At 37.5% G+C, this 13659-nt stretch carries 12 protein-coding genes and 1 pseudogene; 7 read left to right on the plus strand and 6 right to left on the minus strand.

Annotated elements, in window-relative coordinates:
• Positions 1–22: 22 nt before the first annotated feature.
• Genes FTV09_RS07070 through FTV09_RS07085 form a run of 4 tightly spaced genes read left to right on the plus strand, consistent with a single transcriptional unit; the run spans position 23 to position 3217 of the window.
• Positions 23–463 carry a hypothetical protein gene (locus tag FTV09_RS07070; protein WP_227518668.1) on the plus strand — a complete coding sequence of 147 codons (441 nt, stop codon included), beginning with the start codon at positions 23–25 and terminating at the stop codon, positions 461–463.
• The gene (locus FTV09_RS07075) at positions 463–1020 is read left to right on the plus strand and encodes a hypothetical protein (protein WP_032055050.1); all 558 of its coding nucleotides are present in this window, start codon (positions 463–465) and stop codon (positions 1018–1020) included. Before FTV09_RS07070 ends, FTV09_RS07075 begins: the two co-directional genes overlap by 1 nt.
• A gap of 3 nt (positions 1021–1023) precedes the next feature.
• The gene (locus FTV09_RS07080; protein WP_032055052.1) at positions 1024–2580 is read left to right on the plus strand and encodes a UvrD-helicase domain-containing protein; all 1557 of its coding nucleotides are present in this window, start codon (positions 1024–1026) and stop codon (positions 2578–2580) included.
• Positions 2573–3217, plus strand: coding sequence for a hypothetical protein (locus tag FTV09_RS07085; protein ID WP_180057536.1), 645 nt, complete (start codon positions 2573–2575; stop codon positions 3215–3217). Before FTV09_RS07080 ends, FTV09_RS07085 begins: the two co-directional genes overlap by 8 nt.
• Positions 3218–3269: 52 nt before the next feature.
• Here FTV09_RS07085 and FTV09_RS07090 read toward each other — a convergent pair whose 3' ends face one another.
• Genes FTV09_RS07090 through FTV09_RS07100 form a run of 3 tightly spaced genes read right to left on the minus strand, consistent with a single transcriptional unit; the run spans position 3270 to position 6155 of the window.
• Positions 3270–3695: a hypothetical protein gene (locus tag FTV09_RS07090; protein ID WP_005005821.1), complete on the minus strand. Its 426-nt coding sequence runs from the start codon at positions 3693–3695 to the stop codon at positions 3270–3272.
• A 14-nt stretch (positions 3696–3709) separates the two neighbouring features.
• Complete coding sequence (locus FTV09_RS07095) at positions 3710–4120, minus strand: hypothetical protein (RefSeq protein WP_180057539.1); 411 nt, start codon at positions 4118–4120, stop codon at positions 3710–3712.
• A 22-nt stretch (positions 4121–4142) separates the two neighbouring features.
• On the minus strand, positions 4143–6155 hold the full coding sequence (locus FTV09_RS07100) for a peptidoglycan DD-metalloendopeptidase family protein (protein WP_180057542.1): 2013 nt from the start codon (positions 6153–6155) through the stop codon (positions 4143–4145).
• Positions 6156–6398: 243 nt separating this feature from the next.
• Here FTV09_RS07100 and FTV09_RS07105 point away from each other — a divergent pair, with 243 nt between their 5' ends.
• Positions 6399–6893, plus strand: coding sequence for a hypothetical protein (locus FTV09_RS07105; RefSeq protein WP_005005817.1), 495 nt, complete (start codon positions 6399–6401; stop codon positions 6891–6893).
• 61 nt (positions 6894–6954) lie between these two features.
• Here FTV09_RS07105 and FTV09_RS07110 read toward each other — a convergent pair whose 3' ends face one another.
• Positions 6955–9960, minus strand: a complete 3006-nt coding sequence (locus tag FTV09_RS07110) for a DotA/TraY family protein (RefSeq protein ID WP_180057544.1) — start codon at positions 9958–9960, stop codon at positions 6955–6957.
• A gap of 266 nt (positions 9961–10226) precedes the next feature.
• Between FTV09_RS07110 and FTV09_RS07115 the strand changes: the two genes are divergently transcribed.
• Positions 10227–10640 (plus strand): hypothetical protein, encoded by a 414-nt coding sequence (locus FTV09_RS07115; RefSeq protein WP_005028668.1) that lies wholly within the window; start codon positions 10227–10229, stop codon positions 10638–10640.
• Between the two features lie 49 nt (positions 10641–10689).
• A complete protein-coding gene (locus tag FTV09_RS07120; protein WP_159123819.1) occupies positions 10690–11091 on the plus strand; it encodes a hypothetical protein in 402 nt (133 codons plus the stop codon).
• Positions 11092–11139: 48 nt separating this feature from the next.
• Here FTV09_RS07120 and FTV09_RS07125 read toward each other — a convergent pair whose 3' ends face one another.
• Positions 11140–12996 carry a hypothetical protein gene (locus tag FTV09_RS07125; RefSeq protein ID WP_159123820.1) on the minus strand — a complete coding sequence of 619 codons (1857 nt, stop codon included), beginning with the start codon at positions 12994–12996 and terminating at the stop codon, positions 11140–11142.
• A gap of 49 nt (positions 12997–13045) precedes the next feature.
• Positions 13046–13531 (minus strand): annotated as a pseudogene (locus FTV09_RS07130) (IS3 family transposase); the annotation flags it as partial.
• Positions 13532–13659: the final 128 nt, after the last annotated feature.

Consider the following 13659-nt stretch of genomic DNA (forward strand, 5'->3'; position numbering starts at 1 on the left):
GTTGAGCTCATATGACCGAAACATGAAACGTGGCTATAACAATGAAACCATTTGTTTAAGCACCTATCAGGTGAATGAGTTTTGTTTTTCATATGCAATCACAAGCGAAGTTGAAAAGTTTTATTTACTAATACAACCCGAAAATTGGTTTTTAAATGATTTAGCTTTCGAGTCTGCTTCTATAGATGAAAAAGGCTTAGTTTTAAATTTAGCTGAAGTAAATGATCAGTTATTCAAGCTGTATATATCGCGAATGCAAATCAGATTTAATCTTGATGAAATTCATGCTGAACGTTTAACACACGCAAAGAAATATGCAAAAGAACTGGTCTTTATTCAATACAACCCACAGAAAAATCAGGTCATGAATGTAGGTGTTTCTATCAATTTAGAAAACAACACAATCAATCGAAAATCATCAAATCAAACGGCAAAAAATAAGCGTTTGAAAGGGGCATTCTAATGAAGAAATCAAACTATTTTAAGGTAATTGGTGCAGTAGCAGTTTCAACAGTTGTTTCACTTGCTTATGCTGGCTTTACTGAAATTAATAGTTCTGGAGACATTGTTTCTAAAGACAGTGCAAATGCTTTACGCACCAGTTTTTCAACACCAAATCAAAATATACCAGCGCCATTACGCACATATTCACTATGGGATAAGATCTCAGAGACAACCAAATATAATGGCACAGTAGAACCGAAGCCAACACCTGTTGCAATTGCGAGTACATCTTCACAAGCACAAAATATTCAAAGCAAAAGCAATATTAATGTGGCTAACATAGAGAGCCAACAGGAAATCAAAAGATTACAGGCAGCACTAAAAGAGAAAGAAACTGAGAATAACAAGCTCAAATATTCAAACCTTGACATGCAAGTGCAAGTAGTTGAACTAAAAAGCGATATAAACGAACTGAAGCAACAAGTTAACTTTTTAGCAAGCCAGATGCAAATTGTTGAAAGCGATGTGCTTGTAATGAAAAACAAAAAACCAAGTTCTTTTCTAGCACGAAATTAAGCAATGGTTGTGAAGAAAATTACTCAAAAACCTACCAGTGAACAGCAACGAGCAATTGATAAAGCAACACGACTAAAAACCAGTTTTAAATTGATTGCTTTTGCTGGTACTGGTAAGACTACGACATTGATCCACTGTAGTAGTGCTTTGCAACAACTAGGTAAGCTTGGACTATATCTATCATTTAATAAAAAGATGGCAGATGAAGCTAATCAAAAATTCGCTGAATATGGATTGAATTCAGTCACATGTTCTACATTCCATTCCCTAGCTTACAGAAATATACCCGGTTGGCTGAAAAATAAGATTAACAAGCCTACGTTACTTCCTAAAGATATTGTTCAAAAGTTTAAACTTGAAAACATTCGATTTCAGTACAACGGGAAAAACCGACAACTCACCGATCTAACATTAGCGCTGATTATCCTGAATACATTACGTTATTTTTGTATGACAGTGGATCAGACTGTTACCAATGATCATGCTTACATAGCATTAAAAGAACAAACATCAATTAAGCGCAATGACGTTCTTGAAGATAAAATCACTTCAATTGCGAAAATGATCTGGAATGATGTAGTTGATCCAAACGGTGATTATGGTATTACACACGATTACTATCTCAAGTGGTGGGTACTGCAAAAACCACAACTTGATTTTGATTACGTGATGGTAGATGAAAGCCAAGATAGTGACCAATTAATACTAGATGTACTCAAACGTCAAAAAGCAAAAGTTATTTTTGTTGGAGATCCATACCAAAGCATTTATGGCTTTAGGGGTGCGAAAGATATTTTACAGAACCTAGATCTTGAAGCATTGTACTTAGAGCAGTCGTTTCGGTTTGGTAATGCAGTTGCAGATATAGCTAATCTACTTCTCAATAAACTTTTTGGTGAAACCCGACAGTTAAAAGGTTTACCAAGTAAAACGTCAAAAGTTACCACTTTCAGTACATCAAGTTATGCACCATCTTCATTGAACGCGATTATTTGTAGAACAAATGCTACGGCTTTTGAATACTTTTTTAAGTTTCATAGCTACCTTAATGGCGAAAAGAAAATACGTCTTGAGGTTGATGGAAAGCGCAGTAAAGATATTTTCAGTGGTATTTTTCAACTGAGAGCAAATAAACGGCCAACGTGTAAAGAGCTTCAAAACTTTTCTTCCTACCAAGAGCTTGTGGACCATATACAAGTGTTTGGAGAAGTGGAGGGGGCAACTACAGAATTAAAAACCTTTCTGGATCTAACAAACCAATACTCATGGCAAGTGATTGAGTGGGCGTTAGAAAATAGTATGGCTGATGATGAAACTGACCCAAAAAATACTTTGGTCATTAGCACATCACACAAGAGTAAAGGTTTAGAGTGGGATAATGTCCTAATCGCAAAAGGGTTTAACTATAAAATTCTCGATAAAAAGCTAATGATTTCTGCAGATGAAAAACGGCTGTTGTATGTGACCGTAACACGAGCCAAAAACATATTATTTACAGATGGCATTAATGATTTATTGGAACACTTAAATTCAAAAAATATGGAGATTTCAAATGCCTAATCAAGTTGAAGTTCTGCAAAATAGAGTGTTTCAGGCATGTCACAATGCTAGTTATATTCGCGGAGAGTTTCATCACGAACCGTATATCATGGAGCTAGTTAAGAAAAAGGGCTCACAGGTCGCAGATATAATCACACCACTTCTTGAAATGTTTCATCTAATTGAAAAGGAAACAAAGTCAAACTTTAGTTTCACGGAAGATTTTAATTTCAAGCAACGCCATTTTGAACCAGGTGTTTATCTCAAAACTAAAGAGATATTAAATGGTGTAGAAACGTTCGATGGCCTGGCTATCGTTGATATTCCTTCAGGATCTTTTAGAAGCATTGTCATAGATTCAGGCGGTGGAATTGCTTCAAGTAAACATACAATTGAGCAGTTTAAGGAATTAAAGGGGAGATATTTAATTCCATTTTATTTTGATGGAATATATGTGCACCCTCACTGTTATACATATTTTTTCATCGAAAATGATATTAAGAGGGTGATGCCCCTTGAGGCTTATGATTCAAGCAAAGTAGGAAATGAGCAAAACATGGGCTTGCATTGGGTAGAAGAAGCAATTGAATACGGTAATCTTCACTTTGGGTTTGAAGTTGAAACACCAGATACCGAAACAATTATAGAAAAAGTCTAAAACCAAACGACAAAAAAGGGCATCTTATAGATGTCCTTTTTATGTTTTGAAATTAATAAGAAAGGTCGATTGCCACTTGTGCTAAAGATGTAAAAGCAGAGGATTCACACATATAAGATTGACGAATAAAAAACGATGGATTGTATGAACTCACCATAGTTTGACTATCACAGTTTTGGCTAAATTTAATATGTTGTATATTGATTGCTTGCCAAGCTGCAGCATTCTTTTGACTTTCCGCACGAACGTCTTTGATGAAACGTGTTAATGATTGGTTGTACGGTGTATTGCACTTAAGTTCTGGTGAACCGTACTCAGAATCACGCGCTTCATTATAATTAAATACGCATTTTTGATACTCGGCTTGTACCTTGTTATAAGCTTGAATAGCTTCAGCTTTGGTCTTATAACCAGCGTTGGCAGATGACGTAATAATGGTAGCAGCACATATCAAAGCTAAACTTAAAAACTTTTTCATAATCTGATCCTTTATTACTTCATTAATGCCGGAATAAACATTGCCCAACCTAATTTGTTGGTCGCTTTACATTGCATGCTTAGTGTTTTGTACTTTGCAGTCTGGCCAGCGTATAACTGATCGCAGTTAGCAATTAACTGAGTAAAGTTTCGATTGTGATCAGCTAGAACACGCGGAGCTTCTTCATTATTAATATATTTAGAAGCAAGGCTACCAAGCTGACTTGCGCGGTTATAAACATTTGTATAGCAATTTAGGTGTTTTGCATCAAATGGATCGTTAGAAACCGCAGCACATTTAACGTTTACTAAGCGCAGTTTTTCAAGTTCAGCACGAATAGAGTCTGAGCTAGTATTAGCACTAGCATTAAAAGATGCACATGCTAAAAGGCTAAAACCCAATAAAGACAAAAATCTGTTTTTCATAATATTTCCTTTAATTGCTCTATTAAGGGTATTCAGAATAGTAAGGACATAAACGCATAACAATACCTTCAAATGTAACGGCTTCAGCTAAAGTCACAACACCATCTCGAGGGTTTCTATCGAGGTTTCTGTTCGCATTATATTCACGACTAGGGCTTTTATATGGTCCACCTAAAACTAGAGCATAAAACCCAGCTATTGTTTTATTATTATAGTCGCTTTTACGTTGTCGTGCTTTTACTGCAAGATATAAATCTAATAATTCGACTTGTTGTTGAGCACTCAGTGTAGTGATTTGCTTAGGGTTTGATTTAATTGAAGCTGGTATTCCTCTCGCTGTTAAATCTGAAGCATTAATATCTGTTATACCAATTTTAGTCCATTGACTTAAACCATATGCACCAGCGTTGTTGTCAATTTTAAGATTAAAACCGGCAGATTCAAAACCAAGAATAGCTGCAACGTCATTAGGGTTATAACCATGTTTTAAAGAAACACGTTTAATACCATCTTTAACCGCACCAAAAGCACCTGGTATACCCCAACCACATTTACGATCTGGAGTACCTTGTCCACCTTTTAAGATTTGTGCATCTGAATAAACTTGCCCGTTTCCACCTTCCTCAAAAAGCTGTTTCATTTCAACTACTGCTACTTCAGGAATAACAGTTGGTTGTTCAGCTTTCGTATAAAGTTCATCTACACGGCCAGAATAGCGTTGAGTTTCTGACGCTGTATAAGCTGCCAAAAGAGCCTCTAAGCGTTCATTTTGTTTATGGATCTCTTTAGTCAAATAGTTTTGTGCATTGATAATGTTTAGCTTTTCAATCAAAAGCCCCATCATCGACATAGTTGCTAATTCATTAAACCATTTAGAGTTGCCATAACGTCCAGTACCAATGTTTTCAATTAATTCTGCTGGCGTAGAATTAAGTGCACCAATATCAAAACCCACATCATCAGCCGTACCACCAAAAATAGTTCTAGGCGGTGCATATTGAGCAACATCATTTGCATAAATGGTACCGCTTGCAGCTGCTTCAGGTGAGATAGTACCGTCAGCAATCATTTGAGCGACTTGCACTTGTGCAGATCCATAAGCATCCATCGAAACATCGCCACTAAATGCAAGTGCTGGAAGCTTTTTGCCTTGTTTTACTGCAATGCCATCTACCGATGAAGAAACGGGGAGGGTGATTCCTGTTGATGATGAATATAAGGCATTCCATTGGGTCCTAATGGTGTTACCCAAGTACGGTGTGTATTTGTTTTCTAATGCTTGTCCTTGTGGCGAGACACTAATCACAACGTCCTGAGGTAAATATGGCGTAGGATCTGTTAACTTATATTCAGAACTACCCACATATGGCGCAGATCCTTTAACGCGTTGCTGAAGTGCAATGGATGGATTTTTAAAAACTTGATCTAAGTTTTTATTCAGCCAAACATCTAGCCCACGTTTTGCCTTTACACCATATTCAATGTGCAAATGCACGGCACATGAACCACAGCCTTTATTTGACATGTGTGCGATGTTTTGACCAGCTTGAATACGTTGACCAGGGTAAGCGTTAAATTTTTTTTGATACGATGGATCAGTATGGCGATACATGATTCGATCGCCAGTATCCATCTGCATAATTAGTGGGTTAGTGGTTGATTGGTTGCTTGAACCAGATGAACGTGTGTCATAAGAGACAATAGAACCTGAACCAATTGCTTTAAGTGTAAGGTCATTAGGATTCGCACGACTAATATCAATACCGTTATGACTACCAGCAGCGCCCCCTCGCAAACGAAATTCACCAAAACGACCAGCACTACGGCGCCCATCATTCGGCATGATCGAATATTTATGGAAAATCATTTTTTGAGCGTTGTTAGGAACTTTTGCCGTATTAGCGTTTGTAGCGGTTACGTTTTCAGAAATAGGATCGGCGTTAGCGGTATAAATAAAAGCCGAGCAAGTCACTAAAATTGCGACTTTAATGCCACAGCTCAAGGGCTTTAATTGAAATGAGGGTCTAAATTTCATAAGTGAATCGCCAGGCTTAAAGGAAGTTCTTAAAATAAATTAACTTCTTATTAAATGTCCCTAATATCTAAGTGGACGGATTAAGTATATACGATTAAATACGTATTTTATACTTTAAAAAAAGTTTTTAGGTTTTGTTTTAAGATAGTATATACATATAGCGTTAATCTTATTGATAGGTTTAAGAATAAGGTTACATGGTTTTAATATTTTAATTTAATAAAAGTAGTGAGGTATCTAAATATGTTAAATCACGCACACGTTTTAAGCGCTACTTTCGACCAAGCGATTGACCGCGCTTCAATGGGATTAGACTTTTTAATCCAAAACAAAGTACACCAGAAGAATGAAAATGCCTTGTTAGCTCACATTGAAATGCTAGAAAACAAAATCAAAGGTATTACAAATCAGTATAACGAATTGGTTGCTGAAGCGAACGCACACATTGATGACGTTACAAGCAAGCACAATGAGCTGGCGAACAAGTACAACAATGTTTGCGCCCAAATGAAAGCAAAAGACATCGAGCTTAATAACAAGCAAATTGAGTTAGAAAAAGAGCGTATCAACAACTTTGACTTACTTGTGCAAAACCGTTCATATAACAATTTGAACCGTGCTTACAGTCATGCAGTTGGTCAGCTAGAGAAAGATCAACAGCAACTTGTTAATATCGGCGTTCGTAGATTTATTTTTAACTCTACAAGCAAAAACAACATTCAGAAAATTAACTTTTAATTATGAATATTTTGATAAAAAAAATGGTGCTTTTTGAGCACCATTTTTTATTGTCTAGATTTTAAGGTTTACCTTTAAACTTAGACAGAGTTGAGCTTAAACCTGAACGCACACGATTAGTCATAGAGCTACGGCCAGAAATATTAGATTTCTTGGTTGCACTAGAACTAGCACCAAAACGTGCATTAGGAGTCGAACCAGTACCATACGTATACCCAGTACTACTTGCAACATTCACACTACCGAAAGTAGAACCAGTCTTAAATGCTGATGCTTTAGCTACACCACGATTAAACGTAGAAGCTGTTTTTCCGTAAGCATTTGCACCATATAGACCACCACCAGTAGTAGGCGTATTATTTGTACCACTTACACTTGTAGCACCCATACCGAATGTAGATTGACCTTGGCTTGGGCTAGGTGATGTTGGTTTAGCACCAAGACCAGTTGTACCACCCGTACCACCACTGACACCACTTGGAGTAATACCACCTGTACCACCAGTTGCAGCGCCAAAAGAAGCGGATCTAGCTGGCATATTTACAGGGCTATATGCAGTCGTACTACCAGTACCGCCTAATGTATTACCACCTGTACCACCATTGCCACCACCACCACCTTTCGGATTGTTTGGACCACCCTTACCACCATCAGGACGTCTACCAGGCGGTAAAGGACGGCGAGATGCTGGAGATGGACCAGACAACGTACTTGCAGCGCCACCAAACTTTTGAATAGCTTCTTTTGAGTTTGTTTCACCCCACTGACCGCCATTCAATCCAGAACCAATCCATTGTTGTACTTGGTCAGCAACACTAAATACCAACCCGTAAATCAGGTAGATCGCTGAAGTCATCAAGAATAGATATAAGAAGAACTTCCAGATAAACGTAATCAGCTCAGTAAAGATAACTGTAAACGTATTAGATGAATAAGCGATGCTCATTGCACCTTGGTAGCTAAAGAACATATCAGTAAGCGTAACGAGAGCTGGCCCGATAATAATTTCAGCCATCCAGAAACCAACAATGATAAATATTGGTCGCATGAACAACGTTAATACCGTGACATAACCTTGTGTTTGGCTACCGACAAAAGTACGCTCAGGGATCATGTGCATTAGCGCCCATAAAGGCAAACCACACACAGCGTATAGGATATGGATGATCCAACCCACACAAGCTAGACCAAAGAAGATCATTGGCATATATGGAATAACAACCGCCATCCACACACCAAGAATCGTCAAATATGTTACTAGCTGACCAAGGATAGGAGCAAAGATATTTTCAACGGCATATTCTAAAGCGTTGGTGCCTTCTTCAGTTACGCCCTTAAGCCCTGGTACCCATTGAACAAGTGCAGAACCAGAACGAGCAGTAAGCACGACTAATTTCATGCCGACAACAGTACCTTGAGCCACAGCTTTATAGACTAAGATTGCTTCACCAGTATCTTGAATATTACGGATAACATTCGTATTGCGGTGCAATGTAGTAGGGCTGATATTTGAGCTAGACGAATTATTATTTAATAATTCCGCATCGCCTTTTTCACCGACCAATATACCCATTACCAATGATTTAGTAATGTTTGTTGCCCAAGCAGAACCATACGCCGAAAACTTTTGATCGATGTTGGATACTTTGTTTGAGTCACCACCATCGGTAGACATTGATATTAAGTTGGTAGAGTCGGCAATATCGCCGTTTGCCACCCAATTATTGTTGGATGTAAGGCTACCAACAGCATTATCCATTGCAACATAAACGGTGTTATAAATTGCTTCACCTTTTGAGTTGCTCATGATTGCTGAATTCAGTGTAGGAGGGGTGAACGTCCACAAAGGTTCAGTAATATACTTCTCAACAATAGCGCGATATTGACCTACTTTAATACGAGCTTCAGGCGTCATCATCCAACCGCGCTGATTTAGCGTATTAACAACAGTTTGAACCGCAGTATAGCCATTTTCAGAAGTCAGAACATTATTCGTTACGGTATGACTCTTATTCACATAATTATCAACTAGCGCATTAAAGGCATCCATTCCAGCTTTACTAATAGGGAATGTGCCTTCTTGCTCAGTAGCATTAGCATTTACTTGATACGCGATATACCATTTTTCCATATCGATAAAAAATTCACGATATAGATTGTACTTTTGTTGCTGTAACTTTGCTTGTACATTTGCCAAAGCAACGTTGATCTTGTTTTGATCTTGCTGGCGTAATTTATAAACAGGGATATCCATCAATTCACTATTAACCGCAGCTGGATTAACAACGTTCATTGATGCACCGCCACAAATTGGCTCTTTTCTACCTCCAACTTCTAAACGGCTGTCTGAATATGCATAGTTATAAGTAATAGATGTCCAGTTTGTAGGTGTTTTAGCTGTTTTATCTATGTAGTTCTGCTTTACCTCCACTGCAGTCCTACTAACACCGGGATCAGCATGACCCACGTATGAACCATCATTGTAGAAGCGTCCGAACGCTGGAGGGAGAGCATAGAACTCTTGGTTTAAAACGTTAATGCAATGCAGCTGTCGAAGCATGACTGGCGCATTTTTTCTGAAGCCAAAAATATCACGTTGATGATCGTGCGTATCTGACAAACTAGCCGAAGCCATTAAGGATTCGCCTAATGTTCTATTATTAATTGTATTAGAAACATTATTTGACCAAAGCACCATACCGAGGACAACCACTTGAATGAAACAGTAGCCAGACGCGGTAGGTAAAAGCAAAATAATCGAATATAATATACGGGAAAACATCGTAGTGACTTTAGAATCTTTCCCGAAAGCTTCACCGTCCTGGGCGCTTTTCAAAAGTGCAGTTAAACCAATACCGATCGCAAAAACCAGAACCAAAGACATTGCCACACTAGCTACACCACCTAATAATATATTAGTGAGTAATCCTGATGATGGTACTGTCGAAGCCGGGCCAGACGCATTGATAAACGCATTGATGAAATCGTGTCCAAAGATAGATGAGAGAAGAGTAACGGCTTGGTCGCCATCACAATTCGGATTTGTCGATTGACAAAATAAACTCATAGCTAACTCACCGTTTTTCTTAATGCTTCTTATACATCGCTTACTTAAGACGACTAAAAGCAAAGTGTTATAAATTACAAGTTAGACGTTTAACTAAAAGGCTTAATACCTTTTAACCAAAGAATCATTAAAACCATTTTATTACAAATAACAATGGTTTTTAAATTAGCAATAATGTACCACAAAACTATTATTGGTATATACAGAAAGTTTAAACATGACTTGCTAATTGTTTTAATGATTTAGTTTAAATACAAGAGACTATTATGGATAAAGCAAAGTTTACATCTCACTTAATTTTACTGTCGGAAATTAAGAAATCTGTATCTAAAGATATGGGGAAAGATATAACTGTTTTAGAGTTATCCTACATACTCAACCAAAGCATAAATCCTTTAATGGCAATAACTTATAAAGAAAAACTAGATAAAATAAATACTTTTGAATTAGATCCTATTGAAGTTCTCAAAAAACGGAAGAACCTAAAAATATTAAAAGTATTAAACCTCATGCTTACGTTAAATCTAGACAAAACCATTAAAAAAGACGATATAGAAAGTTACAACGAGTATAAAGACAAGTTTTTAGAGAACATCGCAACAATAGGTTTAGACAGATTAGAGCAAGAAGCGTTAAAGGTACAAATTGAAAATTTATTGAAGTATAATTGGGTATCTTAATACATCTCTTAATTTTAAGATTCTGACTTTAATAAAGGGTTTAAGCCAAATGGAAAACATACAGAACGAAGAAGATATACTTCAAGACGCGACCAGAGCCGTTTTTAATTGTGGCACTAGTTTTAGTGAAGCTAAAGTAGTTTCCCTTACTGACGAGTTTAACCCACAACCTACACTACAAACACAACGAACCAACCTAAAATATATCTACGACAATAAACTACCGAATGAAATTGGTCGTCAATTAGCGCAAGAACCAGAATACCAAGAAGAAACACGTTCATTACTTGTTGGCCACTTTAAAGAAATGGCTCTAGAAGATTTAATTGAGCAGCAAGATTACCAAAACCGCTACAAACAAACAGATCCAGAATTGGACCAAGACAATGAATATGAAAACAATTCGGATAACGAATACACATCACGCCCACCAGAGCCTAGACCTTGGTAAGCCTAACCATTAAAAAGAAAATGCCCGAATGATGGGCATTTTTTATATCTACGTAATATCTAGCTTCAAAAGTTCAGATGGATCTATGCGCTGACGGAATGAACATGCGAGTTCTTTTACAATTTGATTTTGATATTGTTTGCGGTCGAATGTGTCAAAAGCTGAAACCTCAATTTCAGGATCAGTGATTGCATTTAGAAGATCCTTGGTTGCATTGAGTGATGCGGTAGGACAAACATAGATAAGGTTAAGCACTGAAGTACGAAGCAAAATATCTAATAAGTGATATTTGGGCGGTTCCAGTTCCTTATCTACATTAGAAAAGTAGTTCACAAGATAAATGTCATTTGATAAATGCAGATTGATATTGTCAATGAGATCTTTGGTAACACCGTCAAGAATGCCATTCACCTTCAACAAAAGTTCAGTGTTTTCGATGTCTTTAATTTTTTGCGTATCGACACGTTCATTAAATAAGTTGTTTAGATTTCTCAAAAACTTTGGTTGTGGCGCCGTAGTTTCAAAATACATCTGATTTTTGATACGGTCCTTCATGTAAGTTTGGATCATCTTAGCTTCAGAAGAAAGAAACTCAATCTTAAACGTGTCGTATGACACTAGATCAATAAATACTTGCTGGCCAGCACCCGACTTAATATCAAACCAGTTCATAAAAATACTGGCTTTGAGTGATTTCAATTGTTTAAGAATAGCCGTCTTCTCAAAATCATTCATATTGAAGTAGCTACTTGAAAAAGTATCGAGATAAAACTTCCATTTATCTTGCACTATATTCCACGCTTGATTAATAGAAATGATTGGAGCATCTATAATTTCATCTTTGATGGATTTTGACAGCTCATATAATTCATTTAAACGTGCTTGGTAGTTGAAGTCTTGAGTAATCACATTCTTTTCTTGTGTTGTGGACTCAGAATCCTCAAGATCCGCACCAACCAATAAATAAGCATCGGTTACTTTTGGTGTTTCCTTATTTGACGGTGCTGGTACTGGAGCACTAGAATGTTCAGTGGAAAAAGTTTCATCATCTTCCGCTGGCGTATACGGCGGTGTAGTCTCTTCATTAGGAGAACGTGCGTCTGTACGTTCAGCAAAAAAGTAAAACAATTCTTCTTGCGGTGCAACTTTAAACGGCGTCACATTATTATTGATGATTGCTTTTACAATATGGTTTGCCAGTTTTAGCGTGTAGGATAGGGCATGTATATAAAGCTCTAATGTTGCAAAGTCACTGGTATCAACTTCATTAGCACCAAACCAAGATAGGTTACGCAGTTCAAGCCAGCTCGTGAAAGAATCGTGAGAGCTATTAAAACTTAGATCTACGGTCTTGGACAAATAGATAAAAACGCAAAACAAAAACCTATTTTTGTACTCATACTTAAATACATCAGAATCGGTCCAGATCTTATTCTCAATGAGAGCAAGAATGTAATTTAAAAGCTCATGGTGTTTAGTCGAATCGATTAAGTTGTCTGGTAATACTTTTAGTTGATTAAGGTGTGGTTTTACAGGTGCATCATTGGATGGTTTAAGGAAGTGGTAGAACAAGTTAAATGTTTGCGTATCATCTATATCAATTACAGGTTCATAATCATCTTCATCTACGTTATTTAGATCCTGTTGAATATCGACTATTTGCCCGGTGTGACCTTCTGAACGGTCAATCTGGCAGATACTAAAAAGAACAGGCAAAACCCCGACAATATTACGGTTGTCAATTGTTTGATAGTGGGTATCAAAAAATATCGTATCAGCTAAAAACGTACCTTTATGATAGTTGAGAAAGAAGAATAGTACGTTATTTAAAGAACGGTGATTTTCACCATAAGAGGTGTTAGAAGTAGCGTTAAAGTCATCGAAAAAAACTAAATTTGTATCCATCTAAAAATAGTGAACCGTCCTGGTTTTATCGGAGACAGGTTTGCTTGAGTCAGGCAGCATAGCCTGACGGAATTAATGAACAATAGTAGATATTTTCCGCATCAACAGGCGATACATATCCATTGGTAGAATGCAATCGTTCATGGTTGTACCAGTGTACCCAATCAAGGGTTGCTAGCGCAACATCATTTACGCCATCCCATTCCTGTTTCAAATAATCAATCACCTCCGCTTTATATAGCCCATTCACACTTTCAGCTAGGGCATTATCATAAGAGTCACCTGTCGTGCCGACTGATGCGGCAAGCCCCGATTGTTTAAGCCGTTCACCGTACTTAATCGATAGATACTGACTACCTTTATCAGAATGATGAATTACTCCGCTTGGTCTGCCTCTAGCGTCTAATGCTTGATTTAGGGCATCTAGAACTAGCTGAGTGTCCATATGATTCGATACTTTCCAACCCACAATAACTCGCTTGAATACGTCGATGACAAAGGCGGTATAGACCCAGCCTGTTTTGGTCTTGATATAGGGGTGAGTAGACCAAGGGAATTTCACCCTTAGCCCCTCGCAGAACCGGACATGAACCTCTCAGCTCATCCGGCTCCCATTATCCAACCGATGGTAAACATCCCATTTTCCAGTGCACAAAGGCATTT

Source organism: Acinetobacter sp. YH12227 (genome assembly GCF_013417785.1).
In the GTDB taxonomy this organism is placed as follows: domain Bacteria; phylum Pseudomonadota; class Gammaproteobacteria; order Pseudomonadales; family Moraxellaceae; genus Acinetobacter; species Acinetobacter gandensis.